Source organism: Paenibacillus senegalimassiliensis, assembly GCF_001486585.1.
Lineage (GTDB): Bacteria > Bacillota > Bacilli > Paenibacillales > Paenibacillaceae > Fontibacillus > Fontibacillus senegalimassiliensis.
The window spans coordinates 415,584-431,479 of sequence record NZ_LN909043.1 but is presented as its reverse complement, the minus strand read 5'-3'; the positions used below and the strand labels follow the sequence as shown (position 1 = coordinate 431,479).

Annotated in this window: 13 protein-coding genes and 1 other annotated feature (1 of these 14 only partly in view); of the genes, 1 reads left to right on the top strand and 12 read right to left on the bottom strand. The window is 47.9% G+C overall.

The annotated features are described in order from the left end of the window. Positions 1 to 75, bottom strand: a sequence feature (ribosomal protein L21 leader region); it reaches 15 nt to the left of the window's first position. A gap of 55 nt (positions 76 to 130) precedes the next feature. The 12 genes from BN3279_RS05740 to BN3279_RS05685 form a co-directional block, all read right to left on the bottom strand. After that, complete coding sequence (locus BN3279_RS05740) at positions 131 to 1,318, bottom strand: Rne/Rng family ribonuclease (RefSeq protein WP_059049655.1); 1,188 nt, start codon at positions 1,316 to 1,318, stop codon at positions 131 to 133. An 81-nt stretch (positions 1,319 to 1,399) separates the two neighbouring features. Next, positions 1,400 to 2,257 (bottom strand): M50 family metallopeptidase, encoded by an 858-nt coding sequence (locus BN3279_RS05735; RefSeq protein ID WP_059049654.1) that lies wholly within the window; start codon positions 2,255 to 2,257, stop codon positions 1,400 to 1,402. Continuing rightward, positions 2,250 to 3,143, bottom strand: a complete 894-nt coding sequence (locus tag BN3279_RS05730) for a M23 family metallopeptidase (protein WP_059049653.1) — start codon at positions 3,141 to 3,143, stop codon at positions 2,250 to 2,252. The genes BN3279_RS05735 and BN3279_RS05730 overlap by 8 nt, the downstream gene beginning before the upstream one ends. Before the next feature lie 152 nt (positions 3,144 to 3,295). Continuing rightward, positions 3,296 to 4,441 carry an FtsW/RodA/SpoVE family cell cycle protein gene (locus BN3279_RS05725; protein ID WP_059049652.1) on the bottom strand — a complete coding sequence of 382 codons (1,146 nt, stop codon included), beginning with the start codon at positions 4,439 to 4,441 and terminating at the stop codon, positions 3,296 to 3,298. Between the two features lie 3 nt (positions 4,442 to 4,444). Continuing rightward, positions 4,445 to 5,242 carry a septum site-determining protein MinD gene (minD, locus tag BN3279_RS05720; protein WP_059049651.1) on the bottom strand — a complete coding sequence of 266 codons (798 nt, stop codon included), beginning with the start codon at positions 5,240 to 5,242 and terminating at the stop codon, positions 4,445 to 4,447. Positions 5,243 to 5,245: 3 nt separating this feature from the next. Next, entirely contained in the window at positions 5,246 to 5,905 is a 660-nt protein-coding gene (gene minC / locus BN3279_RS05715; protein WP_059049650.1) for a septum site-determining protein MinC, read from the bottom strand. Between the two features lie 79 nt (positions 5,906 to 5,984). Next, complete coding sequence (mreD, locus tag BN3279_RS05710) at positions 5,985 to 6,515, bottom strand: rod shape-determining protein MreD (RefSeq protein ID WP_082672950.1); 531 nt, start codon at positions 6,513 to 6,515, stop codon at positions 5,985 to 5,987. Continuing rightward, positions 6,512 to 7,390, bottom strand: coding sequence for a rod shape-determining protein MreC (mreC, locus tag BN3279_RS05705; RefSeq protein ID WP_059049649.1), 879 nt, complete (start codon positions 7,388 to 7,390; stop codon positions 6,512 to 6,514). Before mreC ends, mreD begins: the two co-directional genes overlap by 4 nt. A 111-nt stretch (positions 7,391 to 7,501) precedes the next feature. Beyond that, on the bottom strand, positions 7,502 to 8,536 hold the full coding sequence (locus BN3279_RS05700) for a rod shape-determining protein (RefSeq protein WP_059049648.1): 1,035 nt from the start codon (positions 8,534 to 8,536) through the stop codon (positions 7,502 to 7,504). 39 nt (positions 8,537 to 8,575) lie between these two features. Beyond that, positions 8,576 to 9,271, bottom strand: coding sequence for a RadC family protein (radC, locus tag BN3279_RS05695; RefSeq protein ID WP_059049647.1), 696 nt, complete (start codon positions 9,269 to 9,271; stop codon positions 8,576 to 8,578). A gap of 66 nt (positions 9,272 to 9,337) precedes the next feature. After that, on the bottom strand, positions 9,338 to 9,940 hold the full coding sequence (locus BN3279_RS05690) for a Maf family protein (RefSeq protein ID WP_059049646.1): 603 nt from the start codon (positions 9,938 to 9,940) through the stop codon (positions 9,338 to 9,340). 175 nt (positions 9,941 to 10,115) lie between these two features. Then, positions 10,116 to 11,288, bottom strand: a complete 1,173-nt coding sequence (locus BN3279_RS05685; RefSeq protein ID WP_232436766.1) for an SPOR domain-containing protein — start codon at positions 11,286 to 11,288, stop codon at positions 10,116 to 10,118. A gap of 236 nt (positions 11,289 to 11,524) precedes the next feature. On the opposite strand from BN3279_RS05685, the gene BN3279_RS05680 reads away from it, so the two are divergent. Continuing rightward, positions 11,525 to 15,790, top strand: coding sequence for a helix-turn-helix transcriptional regulator (locus tag BN3279_RS05680; protein ID WP_222860880.1), 4,266 nt, complete (start codon positions 11,525 to 11,527; stop codon positions 15,788 to 15,790). Positions 15,791 to 15,896: the final 106 nt, after the last annotated feature.

Sequence of the window (15,896 nt, the reverse complement as noted above, 5' to 3'; positions counted from 1 at the left end):
CGCCTGATTCAGGTGCCGTAAGAACCGTAAAGTTCAGCGGACTTGTCAACCCAATCGGAGCGGTTACAGCATGTGCACAAGCTAACGCATGACACATACCCTAATATACTATCATGGAGCCTGCAGAAAATCAACCAGTAATTGTATTCTCCTCACGCATACGCTTGCGCGTCATCTCCAGCAAGCCAAGTCTTGTCCAACCAAGGATATGGTGCTGGGTACGATCGCTATACATGGCTTGCTCCAGTCGCTCGCATACAGCCGTTCGGTGAGTGTCGGTGTCCATGTCGATAAAATCTGCAATAATGATTCCACCGGTGTCCCGTAGCCGAATCAGCCGAGCCATTTCCTCTGCGGCCTCCAGATTTGTCTGGAACACGGTATCCTCCAAACTGGCTCCACCCGTGAATTTTCCAGTGTTCACATCAATCACCGTCAGGGCCTCCGTCGTATCCCAGACCAGATATCCTCCGCCAGGCAGCCAAATTTTCCGTTGGAAGTCCTTCTCTAGCTGCGGCTTGACATCATAATAATCAAATACCGGCGTGTCACCCTCATAAATAATAATGTCCGGGGATTCCCCGGGCAGCATCCCTTGCAAGAAGGTCAAGGCTTCCTCCGCCTGTTCCGGGCTATCCATAATGAGTTCATCCGTCTCCGGACTATAAGCATCCCGCATCAGACGCTGAATCATACTAAGATCATGATGTAGCACCACAGGGGCAGTAAGCTGCTCTGCCTTGTCCAAAATCGAGGCCCACTGATTGCGCAGCAGCAACAAATCCTCTTCAATGGATTTAACGTCTTCCTCCTCCGCAACCGTGCGAAGAATCAACCCTTCCTCTTCAGTCCGCAGTTCCTCACCGATAGAGCGCAAGCGTTGCTTCTCCGCTTCACGGCTGATTTTCTTGGATACCGCCACATAACCCGAGGTCGGCATATACACAATCCAACGTCCGGGAAGTGAGTAATGGGTCGTCACCCTTGCTCCCTTATTGCCTATTGCCTCTTTGACAACCTGAACCACTAATTCTTGTCCCGGCTTGAGCAGTTCCGCAATGGAGGGCTTGGGTTTGGGCTGCTTCTCCAGATGGGGATGCAATACGTCATCAATATAAAGAAATGCATTTTTCTTCAATCCGATATCAACAAATGCTGCCTGCATGCCAGGAATCACATTAACTACTTTGCCCTTCATAAAGCTGCCAACCAGGCCTCTATGCTGAGAACGCTCCACCGCATACTCCACCAGTTTGCCGTCTTCCAGAAGCGCCATCTCGGTAGAGCCGGGCTCGCAGTGAACAATCATCCTTTTCATGGACTCACCCTTCATACGTTCGTCATGTTTGGAAGTGCGGCGAACAACATATCCGTTATATTATAACATGACTTTGTTGCCTCAAGCACCCGAACCTCCCTGTAAGAAAGAGGAAATCACTCTCTGTTCCGGGACGACCGCAACGATGTGCCCTCGCGGGTTCATCACATAGATAAAGTGATACTTTTCCCTTCTAAACAAACGTAGAATGTGATCTAAAGGTTGCGTTCTCTCAGCAATGATGGGCTGGGCTAAAGTCCCAGTCAGCAGATGCCTGGCAAAGCGCTGGTCCCGGTTCATCAAGAAGCGCAAAAAACGGTAAGGAATATTCCGGTAATCCACGATATTGGAATAGAGCAAAAACAGGCCAATCAATAGCAAATTAAGCTGCAATCCCCCTGCCGTAAATAAGAGCGGAAGAGCGGAATACACGACGACCAGCACACTGAACACCAGACTAATTCGGTATGACCAAATCAGGGTAGCATGGTAAGGCAAGATAATGCTGCACAAGGCCTGGCAGACCTTTCCTCCATCCAGAGGCAAAATGGGCAACAGATTGAACAAAGCGATAAGCAAATTGCTGGTGATAAAATAATCCAGAAAGGGCCCGTCCCACCATCCGGCAGCATGAAGCAGCAGAGAGGCGGCAACCAGTAAGATGTTCTGCAAGGGACCCGCCAAGGCCACCACGATCTCTCGTACCGCTGTAATATCACCTGCCTCTTCCATGACGGCGACTCCACCGAATGGAAGCAGTTCAACAGACAAGACCTTGATGCCGAAGAGGCGTGCCGCAAGAACATGCCCCATTTCATGAATAAAGACGATACTAAACAAGGCCAGTAGTTCAAGAAAATGACCTGTTAGTACCGAAGTCATCATCAAGATCACAAAGAAAGGATGGAAGGACAATGTCATGCCGCCATATCTAATCAAGCGGCACCACATCCGCCGGGTCGATATAGCGATCCTCTTTTTTGAGAGCAAAATAGAGCGTTGGGCGTGGAGTTTGTACAAACTGCGGCAAAGTGCCCAGCACATCCCCGCCCTCCAGCCAGTCACCTTTGTCCACGGAAATCTGGTCCAGACGCCCATAGACGGATACGTATCCACCAGCATGCTGGACAGTGACCGTTAGTCCGGTCAAAGCGTCGTTTGCCACAGACAGTATCCTCCCCGTTTCAATGCTTCTGACTTGTACCACTCCAGCGCTACGCACCGTATCGGGAACAATCTCTACCCCTTTCAAACTCAGGGCAAACGGGCCTGCCAAGCTTCCCTCCAGCGGGGGGGTGAACCCGCTCTGCGCCCCTACCTTAAGGCTATCCTCTTCATGAGTTTCAAATATAGGAATAAATGACGGTGCTCCGCCGAAATGACTTGTGTACCACGTCTCAATGGCTTTGAAATCCATCTCTTCTGTGAGCGACTGCGCAACAAAGACACGGATGGGTGACGCCCAGGACGGCTCATAATGGTGTATTCCCCAGAAACCAGCGAACAGCATAGCGCTGATCATCAGACGAGCGAACATTGCGCTCCAGATAGAAGATTTAGGACCAGAATCTCCCCCATCTCCGTCACCGCCATAAGCACCAGCATAGGGGGCCTGCCATCGGCCCTGTCCCCGCTTCCATAACAGCTCCGGATCACGCTCTATGCCCTCCGCCGATTCCGCAGTGCCTAGTCGTTCAAAATAGGAGACTGTTGGTCTATCCGATATCTTGTCCCGCTCCGCGGGAGTCAACTTTACTTGTCCTTGCATCGTCAACTCGCGAATTCGCTGCTCTCTTCGCTTCCTTACATTGGTTTTAACATCCATCACTAATCCCTCCGGTCGCTTCGCCACAGCGTTTCCCGTCAAGCGGGGCCTGTACTTATACTTATGAGCTTCCGGATTGGATTATGAACAAGCCTGATTAGGCTAATGCCCCATAAAGTGCAAAAAAACCGATGCCCATGCATCGGTCGCGTTTAATTCACTTTATATTTCTCCTGATGTAGCTTAATGCTGAACACCAGTCCAATACATAACATATTAATCAGCAGAGAGGTTCCACCATAGCTGATGAACGGTAGTGTAATCCCCGTAATTGGCATAAGACCAATCATCATACCTACATTTTCGAAGATCTGAAACAGAAACATGGCTACGATACCAATAATCACATAGGCCCCTCGTTTATCAATGCAATGCAAGGCGATCAGAATCATTCGATAGATAAACAGAAAATAAAGCAGCAACAGCAGCGAAGAACCAACAAACCCAAACTCTTCGCCGACCACGACGAAAATGGAATCAGAATAAGGGTAAGGAATAAACTTCTTATTCTTCAGTTCGCCCTTCATGTAGCCATCACCAAGTAGTCCACCTGAACCAATGGCTATCTTGGCATAGTTCGACTGATGTTTATCATCGCTAGAGGCCTGGTCCGGATTAATAAAGGTGTTAATTCGTTGATACCAGTGTAGCTTTTGATGCTTGGTAAGGTAGTCCTGAATCTCTGTATTGAAGGCATTGAACAACGTCACCGCCAGAATCAAAGCTGCCACGGCTGCGGTCAAGGCAATCAGAACATGGCTGTACCTTGCATTGCCAATCCAGAGCATCCCCACTAGAACCACGAGATAGATAATGGCATTCCCCAAATCAGGTTGAATCAGAACGAGAAAGAAAGGGAGCAGCGTTACCAAGGTGATGGGTATGATGTCACGGCGGAATTGCAGAGGTTTTCCTTGTTTTTTCCCCAGGAGGTAGGCCGTAGTCACAATTAGAATGACCTTAACCAACTCGGCGGGTTGAAATTGCAGCCCCCCGATGCGAAACCAACTCCGAGCACCGTTTATTTCCGGAGCAAACAGGTAGACCAGCACCAACAGCACGCAACCGGCACCGTAGAAATACCAGCTAAAGCGCAGCAAGGTGCGATAATCGACCAGTGCTACGCTAAAGACAACGATAAACCCCAAGACATAGAACAGCAGCGTCTTGATATCGTAGTTACGAAATTCCGATTCGTAAGGAGCGATGGCGCTGCGCACCAGCAAGGTACTGAAGAGCATAAACAGCCCCAGGATGCTCACCATCAGCCAGTCCAGTTTTTTGAGCTTAAACAGCAACGATTATCCACCCATTCCAAAAAGCTTCTTAAAGCGTGTGAACACGCTCTTCTTCTGATCCATGAGCATCAGAGGCACCGTATCACCTAAAATTCGTCTTGCAATGTTACGGTAGGCAATCGCAGCAGGTGAATCCGGGTTCATCACCGTAGGCTCCCCGCTATTTGCAGCCTTAATGACCTTCTCGTCATCTGGTACAATACCGATCAAATCGATGTTAAGGACTTGCAAGATGCCCTCAATATCCAGCATATCTCCGGATTTCATCATATTGATCTTGATCCGATTGACCACCAGTTTGGGGGAATCAATATGCGAGCTCTCCAGCAAACCGATAATCCGGTCAGCATCACGTACAGCCGCATGTTCCGGGGTCGTCACGACAATAGCCCGGTCAGCTCCGGCAATAGCATTCTTGAAGCCCTGCTCGATTCCTGCCGGACAGTCGATAATGACATATTCGAATTCTTTCTTTAATTCCAGAATAATATCCTTTACCTGCTCAGGTGTAATTGAATTTTTGTCTTTCGTTTGCGCCGCAGGCAGCATATAAAGCTCTTCAAACCGCTTGTCCTTCACCAGGGCTTGATTCAGGCGGCAACGGCCTTCGGCAACGTCAATCAGATCATAGATGATACGATTCTCCAGCCCCATGACCACATCCAAGTTACGCAGGCCAATATCCGTGTCTACCAAGCAAACTTTCTTCCCTAGCAGCGCCAATGCCGTACCGATGTTGGCCGAGGTCGTCGTCTTGCCGACGCCGCCTTTGCCAGACGTTATTACGATAGCTTCTCCCATGATTCACACCCCTCTAAACACGTTGAAATCCGGTCTGACCCGGGTTACGTTCGTAATCTTGTCAATCTGCATCTTTCCATCCTGTAAATAAGCAAACTCCATACTTGTCTCCCGGTTCTCCCATTCATCCGGAGGCCGACTAATTGTCTCCGCGATTCGCAACTGAGTCGGGGATAGATACGATGCCGCGATAATTGATTTATCATTGCCCTCAAGTCCTGCATGCGCCATTCCCCTAAGTGCACCCAGGATTAGAATGTCGCCAGTACACCGAATCAACCCGCCTGGGTTGACATCTCCGACGAACAATAGATGACCTTCATGATGCAGCACCTGACCCGAACGGACAATTCCCGCAATGGTTGTCATTCCATTTGCCGAGCTATCTTGGACAATCTCGGGCATTTCGAAGGAACGGACAAGCAGATTGCCCTTTTGCTTCAATATATCAAGGATCATGTCTTTCTGGTCCTCGGTGACGATGCGCATGCCCAGCTTCACATCGATATGGATGATTGGACCGGTCAAAATATTTTGATGACTAAACTCTAATTTATATTTAAGTTCTTCCAGCAGACTTGAAAATTCACATTGATCGTCTAGCAGGAAAACCAGGCCATCCTTAATGCCTTTTATCGTCACGTGGTTGGATTTCACTGTCATTAGCCTGTCCCTCCCTCCTAATCAATTCGTTCCAGAGCGGGAAAGTTCCTGCTTGCGACAAGGAAAACTGCACGATTTGTCAAGCCGCCTCATCGGGAGACCGTCTACGGGTAATAATTTCCAACTGCCGTCGTAGCGGCACATAAATAGCCAGCGCAAAAATAAACTGCACAAATACATTAGGAATAATGTGATTTGTCAAAGCCCAGGTGTACGGCTGGTGAGTCAATTCAAATAGCGAATAAGTACCAAACAGAATGGAATCTAGCAACAGACTGCCGAGCAGGACAATAATCATCATCAGAGGAAGCGGCGCACGCTGCGAGCGGGATAGCAATCCCAGCAAATAGCCCGACAAGCCCATGGCAAACGAGTATGTTCCAATCAAAGCTCCATAGAATACGATATCATGAAGGATACCGAATGTCAGGCCCAGGACAAGTCCCGTATGTCGGTGTTCATAAACGGAGAAATATAAAATGACCACATAAACAAGATGCGGAGTAATCCGGGTTTGCCATGCTCCCGGTACCAACCAAGGAATAAGGGTGCCCTCCAGAATGAATAAAACAAAAACGAGCAGCAATAGCAACATTTTGCGCTTACTCACTCTTCTTCACCTTCCGGCTGGAACACAATAAACAATTCCTTCCAATCAGTAAAGCTTGCAGAAGGTTCTACCGTAGCTGTATACGTAAGTCCGTATTCGCCAACTTGGATGCTCTTCACCTTACCTATGACCATGCCCCGAGGGAACACGCCTCCGATTCCGGAAGATACGATCAAATCCTCTTCCTTTAAGGGCGTTGCATCTTCAATTCGAGTCATAAGAAACATATCTTGTTCTTGATCAAACGTCTCAATCATGCCAAACACGTCATTCTCTTTGCCTTGAGCCGTCACGGCGATTCCATTGGAATTCGGATCTCGGGCGTCCATAGAAGTTACCAGTTTGACGGTAGACGTAAAGTTGCTAACATGGCTAATCACGCCAACTAGTCCCTTATCGGAAGTAACAGCCATCCCTTCCTTGACGCCCTCTCTGGCCCCCAAGTTCAGCACAATGGTACGATTCACCGGATCATCATTTACGCTAATGACCTGGGCGATCTTCCATGTGTAGTTATAGAGTTCTTTTTGACTCTCGGTAAACTGAAGCTTCTCATACAAGCGTTCATTCTCTTGAGCAATCCAATTATAAGTGGCTTTATCCCGCGTGTAATGTGCCAAAGCAATCTTTAATTGCTCATTCTCCTCTTGCAACGCTCTAAGGTTCGCAATATCTTCAAACAAGCCCGCTACAAAGCTAGCGGGCTTGTAGAACACGTATTGGACAAAACCCACCGTGTCTTTGACAAATTTCTCAGGCCAAGATAAGGAGGTTCTTGATCCCAAGGTAAAACCCATTACCGCAATAAATAAAATGAGTCCCATCAACAAAATAAACAATCTTTTGTTGCCAAGCAGCTTAAACAGTTTTAGCACCCTCCAACCTTACATATTTCAATCAAAAAAAACGGCATAGGCCGCCCATAAGAGCTTCCTCTTTCAGGACGGCGCCGCTTTATTCATCAGGGTGCCTTCCTCCATGCGAAATTATCGTTTGGAACGAAGGGCGGAACTACTTTTCGCCTTAAATAAATGGATATTGTCGAGTGCCCGTCCCGTACCGATGGCCACACAATCAAGCGGGTTCTCGGCTACGATTACCGGCATCCCCGTTTCGCTGGCCAGCAATTTATCCAAATTGCGAAGCAAAGCTCCGCCACCAGTTAATACGATTCCTCGATCCATAATGTCTGCAGCAAGCTCGGGTGGACACTTCTCAAGGGTAACCTTCACAGCGTCCACAATAGCCCCCACCGTATCACTCAAAGCATCAGAAATTTCATCCGAAGTAATTGTAATCGTCTTCGGCAATCCGCTCACAAGGTCACGCCCACGAATTTCCATCGTCTCCACCTGCTCTAGCGCCAGTGCGGAGCCGATATCCATCTTAAGTTGCTCAGAGGTACGTTCACCAATCATCAAATTGTATTGGCGCTTGATATACTGGATGATGGCCTCATCCATTTCGTCACCTGCAACGCGAACAGATCGACTGGTCACGATGCCGCCCAATGAAATTACAGCCACCTCTGTCGTACCACCGCCGATGTCTACTACCATACTGCCAGTAGGCTCCCAGACCGGAAGGTCTGCGCCAATAGCCGCGGCGAAAGGCTCCTCGATTGTATAAGCTTCGCGTGCCCCAGCCTGCTTGGTCGCATCCTCTACAGCACGCTGTTCAACTGCCGTAATTCCTGAAGGAACGCAAACCATTACGTTCGGATGGCGTTGAAACAACGAGCGTTGCTTCTGCGCCTGTCTGATAAAGTATTTAATCATAGTTGCTGTTGTATCGAAATCGGCAATGACACCATCCTTCATCGGCCGGATCGCCCGGATGTTGCCCGGAGTTCTCCCAATCATCTTCTTAGCCGATTCACCGACAGCCACAATACTCTTGGTGTCCGTATGAATTGCAACCACCGAAGGCTCTCGAACGATAATGCCCTTACCTCTAATATATACCAACGTATTCGCTGTTCCCAAGTCAATTCCCAAGTCTTTCGTAAAGCCACCCAACATGCTGTTTTCTTCCTTTCCTTCTGTATCTAAACTATTATATTACATCAAGCCCTGCTCCTTCAAACTGACGAACTTCCCGTCTCCGATCACAATATGATCGAGGACATCGATTCCCACAATTTCTCCGGCCTCACAGAGCCGTCTGGTCAACTGGATATCCTCTGGGCTAGGCGTCGGATCCCCGCTTGGATGGTTATGAGCGCAAACAATCGAAGCACTACTGCACTTGATCGCGGCACGAAATACCTCCCGCGGATGTACGATGGAAGCATTCAAACTTCCGATGGAAAGCGTCTCCTGAGCAATGATATGATTTTTGGTATTTAGAAAAAGACATACAAAATGCTCTTGTTGCAAATAACGCAATTGTTCCATCAGCAGTTCAGCCACATTCTGTGGACTGCGGATGGTTTCCGCCTCCGGCAGCCTTGTCTTGGCCAGGCGACGACCTAGCTCAATCCCCGCCTTGAGTTGTATGGCCTTGGCTGGGCCAATCCCTTTCGTATGAAGCATTTCATCGAGACTCAAATCCACTAGACCACGCAGACCTCCAGCCGCAGTCAGCATCCGTTGCGCGATATGTATCGCTGATTCTTGCCGCGTACCTGTGCGGACCAGAATCGCCAGCAACTCAGCATGACTAAGCGCTCCCGCCCCGTATTGCAGCATTCTTTCCCGCGGACGCTCCTCTGCAGGAAGATCCCGCAACATATGCATATAAGGAACCTGTTCCATAAATATTCCCTCACTCCCGAATGTTAGTTCGGAAGGATATGCTTTATCACTTCCACTACCCGTCGTTTATAAAACAGAGATGCCAAAATCGTTCAACATATCCACAAGCAACGAGATAGGCAATCCAACCACATTGAAGTAACACCCCTCAATGTGGGTAACTATTGTAGCGCCAAGTCCCTGGATAGCGTAGGCCCCGGCCTTATCCAAACCTTCTCCGCTACGAGCATAGGCTTGAATCTGTGCTTCGGTTAAAGCTTTCATTGTGACTGTGGTTGAGCGGTATTCAACCTTATGCGTTCCTGTAGATGCATCCATACAGGCAACACCGGTATATACCGTGTGACTTCTTCCTTGTAAACTGCGTAGCATGTCCGCCGCTTCTGCCTGTGTCCGGGGCTTTCCTAACACAACCCCATCCCTGACAACGATGGTATCGCTGCCTACGATAATTCCATGGCGTCTGGAGGGTTCCAGCGTGAGCCGGACAGCCTCCGCCTTGCGAGCGGCCAGTTCCTTGACCATCCGGTCTGGAGGCCAATTTGCCGGAGTAGATTCATCGGCATGACTGGGCATAACCTCAAACGGAAGGCTTAAGGATGCCATTAATTCTTGCCTCCGAGGCGAGCTCGATGCGAGAATAATCTGAGGCAAGTTTGCTGCTTCCAATGCCGAACTCTCCTTTGTAAAGACGTTTCATAGACGGAATGGTTACAACTTATGGGTTGTCATCCTCGCCATATTTTGACACTAACCTATTATATGATTAATTCGGTCCCCGGTGCAAACACAAAAAAGACAGAGGAAACGATTTCCAGTCCCCTGTCTTCTTCCCGTAATCCCTTTATTCAAGCCCTTTTGCAACCAGTGATTGCTCAGCCAGGATAAAGCGCATCATTTCGTTTTGAACTTCCCATAGTAGCGTCTTGGCGCCGCTCTTGTCATATTCCCCCATAGCCTCCACCGCCCCATTCATAGCCTTCTCCATTTCACTGATGTGCAGGGCCTGTTCCTCAGACCATTTGCCACGGATTGCAGATACGCTTTCTGTCCATAACTGATGTTGTTGTTCCAACAGTAACTGATCCTCGGCACCAAGCGTCCCCTGCTCGGCATCTGTCAGCAAGGAGGCCGATGCCGAGCTTAGCAAGGCTGTTAATTCGCTGCTATGTTTGAAAAAAATCTCCAGGTTGTCCGGATTGCCAGAGAATTCAACATCGATGGCCTGCGGAAGTATGATCTCATGCAAGATTAAATGTACTCCCGCCGCCTTTAATTGTCCGCTCAGCAGCTTCGACTGTTCACGATCTGTCGAGACCCCGGCATATACCCGTTTCTCATCCACGGTGTCCCTGGCAGCCGCCACTCCTGCTGTACGCAGTTCCTCCTGTGCAAGCTCTACGCCGTTAGCCGAGCTAAATACACCATATTGCAGGAAGTAGTAAGTTTGCTCCGAAAGATTCACACTGATTTGCGGTATCATGTCCTCACTTGACTTGTTCGCTTCATCAATTACTCCTATGACCGGAAGAACGGCGTCGTCCCCCACCTTCGTCTGTGAGGTTTCTGTGCCCAGTCCTGGAATAGGAAGTGGTATTTCCTGATTAAATAGCGACAACACCACGAAGCCAAATAAGGCTCCCGTTACAATCGCCCCCGTTAGCGAGCCTGCTACCTTCCACCATGAGGTTCGGCTAGGACGAGAGTAATGTGGCTCCCGCCATTCCTCCTCATCTTCAGGCAACAAGTCTAGACGCTCTCGTTCCCGTCCATCTGGAAATACGGTTAACCCCATTCCCGTATAATCGGTAAAAGGATCGCCCCATTCCTCTACCGTCTCTACAGCCCGGTATTGAGGGGCAGAATAGGCTTCTGGTTCCACCGGCGGTCTCCTGCCAAATGGCACTACCTTGTCCTCTCCCGGCTCCTTCTTCTGAACTGGCCTGAATTCACGGCCTTCGTCATCAAACCGGAATGTCATCTTGGCTTTGTTCACATCGACACGCTCCTTGTCCATTCATCTAGAAATACAATATGAGCGTTCATGTTGTTATATGTCATGTCCCAACAACCCTTGGACGAGTTACCTGCACCCTGCCGCACAAAATAGTTCAAATTTTTAACTTGCCAGCTTCCTTGATCCAGACGTATCATCATTATATTAGGAAGCAATAGATACTACATCATTACAAAAGAACTGCGGTGTCCTATATGAAAGGCATAAAATTATCCCAATATATAACTTCAAATGGCATGGAGCTTGAGCCGTTTTTGGAGTTGGCTATACTGCTGGCACGTACGCTCCAAAACGAGCATGAAGAACTCTCTTATCTGAATTGCCTCCATCCCGAGAACATCCTGATCCAGCCAGGCGAGCAAGTGGCTCACTTGACAAGGGAAGCTACAAATGACAGGGCATACCTCTCCCCTGAGCAATATGGAATTATTAATCACCTCCCGGACGGACGTTCAGATTTGTATACACTGGGTGTTATTATGTATGAACTACTCACAGGGCATCTGCCCTATGCTGTAAATGATCCTATGGATTGGAGACTGGCTCATTTATCTTACGCACCTACATCTATCGCCCGCTATCGTAACGATTGTCCTTCAATGCTAGAGAAGATATTGTTGAACTTGCTCGATAAAAACATGATGAAGCGCTATCCTAGCGCCCGTTCATTGCTACGTGATCTTGAGATTTGCCATGCTGGCTTGCTGCACCCAGACGCTCTTCTTCACCAGACGTTGCTATTACTGGACCCAGGCCATTTGGTGTCACGAATTCACACAGCTCATTCATGGAGCAAGGAACTCGAGCAGCTTCAGCATCATTGGAAGGTCATTTCCCCCGAGCAGGGCAAGTTAATTCATATCACCGGACAAAAAAGTAGTGGTAAGACAACGCTGATCCGGCAATTTATACAGTCGCTCAAGCAAACGGCAACGGTCATTGAAATCAATCAGAACCATCAACATCAACCCACTCCTTTCCGGGCCATTTCGAGTGTGCTTCAGCATTACTTTCAGCGGCTCTGGAGTGAGTCGCCCATCATCGCACAGCAGATACGCATTATGGTCGAGCAGCAAATTCCAAATTGGAGACGTATGAATGTGCTTCAGGAGGAATTGCTTCTCCTATTTGGCCAATCCCCCTCCAGTTCCGATCAGCCCCCCCTGTCCAGTCAAGAACTTGAAGCAACGCTAATTAAGCTTATGAGCAGCTTTGCGCGACTTATCGGGCCAGCGGCTATTGTGTTAGATCAGATGGAGCAGGCCGACTTGGAATCCTGGCAACTGCTTCAAAGGCTTGCCCCCAACCCGCAAGTTATCGGAAACATCTTGCTTCTTGTGGTGTACCGGCAGACAGACACCCTAGAGTACACTGACAATAGTTGGCGCGGACAACCACCGGATGCAAGCGAATTAATTAAGCTGGAGCGGCTTTCTTATAAAGAGGTATATCAATACATATCGTGCCTGCTGGAACAAAATACTCCACAGGTGCATCAATTAGCACGGCTATTATATGAACAAACAGGAGGCGAAATTGTCAACATCTCGTCCCAGGTCGAAAGGTGGATTCAGGAACAAAATCTATTCTGCGATGATAACTTGCGGTGGTGCTGGAGCGAGGAGCTGTTGTTCACTAGCAACAAACTGGAGATAGACCAGCGTCAGTTCTATGCTGAGTTCATAACATTGCCAAAGCAGACACAACAATTGTTGCAGTTTGCATCCTGCCTCCATACCCCCTTTGACGCAAGCCTGCTGATGCCTATGACGCAACATTCGCCTGAGCAACTTCAGAAGTTATTGCAGCAAGCGGAGGATGAGGGCTATCTTGCCCGGACGCAGGAGAAACATTATTTTATTCATAAGCAAATTAAGCAATTAATCTATGCTAGAGAACCTGAGCAACAGGCTGTATGGCATTCCCAAATAGCGAGTTGGCTGGGACAACAGATTGCTCCCGACTCTCCTCGTTTCTTTGAAGAAGTGCTGGAGCATTGGAACCTCTCGCAAGGACTTTCTCCCCATCAGTTAGAGCAACGTGCCCTGCACAATTATAAGGCCAGCCAATACTGGCACGATCGTAGAGCATTTGCAAAAAGTGGGGAGTACGCCCAGCTTACCATTCAATATATTGACGCCAATATGAGCTCGCCGCTTCGTTCTGTTCTGTATCGTTCCCAGCTCATTCTTGCCCAGTCCCTATACATGTCGGACCAGGTAGATCAGGCTAAAGACATTCTCGTTCATTTACTGAAGAATTCAAACAATCCGTCTCTAACTGAGCAAGTAGATACGTATTCTTTTCTGATTCATATCCATGCCTTTGACGACAATCCGGCAACGATCCGCTTCCACCAAGAGGCCTTATCCCTGTTCGGCTGGGAGATGAAGCTCAAACCTTCTTTGACTTCTGTTCTAGTTGAAATTATGCGAACTCAAATGGCGATTCGTCGATATAAAGAGGCACAAGAACATTTACCAGAGAATCATGAACCGGAGTATATTCAACTTTGCACAATGACTATACAGGCTGTGATACCACAGCTAATAGAGAACCCTACCGGGTTAATACACTTTTATGCCCGCTTTGTCCGTTATGGGTTAAAAAGAGGGATGAATGACCCATTTAGCGAAGTGCTAGGAAGCTATGCCTTGCTGTTAGAACGTTTCTTGCCTCAATTTTCCTATCTTCCCGGTACGAACGAGCTTAGAAATCTTGGGAAGCTATATCTGACACATCTGGAAAATAAACAATTCTCAGATTATTGGAGAAGTCTCAGTTGTCAGATCAATTCGCCCAAACAAAGCAGCGAATACATGAGACAAGCCATGTACCGAGGGATGGAAGCAAGAGATATCAACTTCACTAATTTCGCCTGGGTATCCTTAATTCTGACCAGCAGAGAGAACATTTCTGCATTTGAAAGCTATGTTTCTTTCTTCGAAGATCATCTTCATGATGTCAGTAGTATAATTAACATGGAAATTTATCGAATAACCAAACAATATATTAATGCTTTACGGCACTCTGCCAGCACTGACCGTTTTCTTATGGAAGGCTTGTCTTCAGAGTTAATACCACTCCGTGCGCAATATGACAATTTTGAATGTCTATGCAAACTGGAAACCGCCTATCTTGCCGGAAAATATGATGTTGCCGCGATCTGGGCAGAGCAAGCGCGCAACACGGAATTCATTTATGATCAGAGTCGTATCCGAAAGCAACGTATTTATGAATGGCTGACCTCCATTAGTCAATACGAGCAGAACGAGGATGGGCGCCATCCACTCCTTCGTATGCTACGCAAGGGATTACAACAAGTCCGTAAATGGGAAGGCATATTTGGAGTTAATTCATCTGTATATGAGTTACTGGGAGCAGAATGGAACAAAATAAATCGCCGTGAGGCAAAAGCAGTTCTTCAATATCAACGGGCTGCTGAGATGGCTCGATCTGAACAACACGAGTGGCTTGAGGGTATCATTCATGAACGCCTGGCTTTGTGCTTCAAGCATGATTCCCGGAATCAGCTTCTTGCCGTTATAGACGCCTGTTCTGCTTATTCCAAATGGGGAATGGACTTTAAGGTGAACCTGCTGCAGCAGGAGTACGCGCCTTTGTTCCGTTCATTTTCCCAACTCTGGGAGAATCACGCTACAAACCTAACATTGTGGCACAATGTAGATGAAACTGATGTATCTCCACAAGGGCCTTCCCTAACTGATCATCAATCTGAGAAGCCCAATTCCGCTTCTGGAATCCCTGAGGATGCTGCCAAACATGAACAAGAACAAATCAGTCTTACCCAACTTGCCAGCGTATCTGCGATATCCGGAAGAGGTAATCTGCTGCAAGAGTTATTAGAGCAAGTTATTCGGCAAACGGGTGCAAGTAGCGGTCAGCTAGTAATTTGGTCCGAATCCAAGCCCCAGATTATGGCTACTCCATCCTGGGCAGATTCACAAAAGTACCCGTCAAAACTATTACGCTACACTGCAACTACTGGAGCATGGACAATAATTCCAGATGCTACTCAAAGCTTGTTCTCATCTGATGCTTATATTGGATCTTACATGCCGCAGGCTATACTATGTGCCCCTGTATCCATTCCAGGTATGCCAAACATGCTGATCTATCTGGAAAACCGCTACATCCCAAATGTATTTACAGAGAGGGACAAGTTAATTATTGAGCTCATGATATCGCGTACGGTTTACCTGGAAATATCAAGACAGCCGCAGGACGATTTAACCGACAAGCTCAACCTTGCTGCAATCTCCGCCCCTGTTGCTCCGTTAATTGATCCGTTAACGGCAAGGGAAGAAGAGATATTATATGCTATGGCTGAAGGCCTGTCCAACAAAGACATTTCGCTAAGATTAGGCATTGCCGAGACTACGGTGAAAACCCACGCTACTAATCTATTCAGCAAGCTCGAAGTCAAACGAAGAGGCCAAGCCGTTGCTCGTGCAAAAGAATTGGGATTAATCGAATTTTAGTTATACCAAAAACCCCTTCAAGAACTCTTGTAGAAGAGTTAACTTGAAGGGGTTTTACGTGAATTAATTAGGGTTGATGACCTCTTTGCATGATAGCACACAGCAA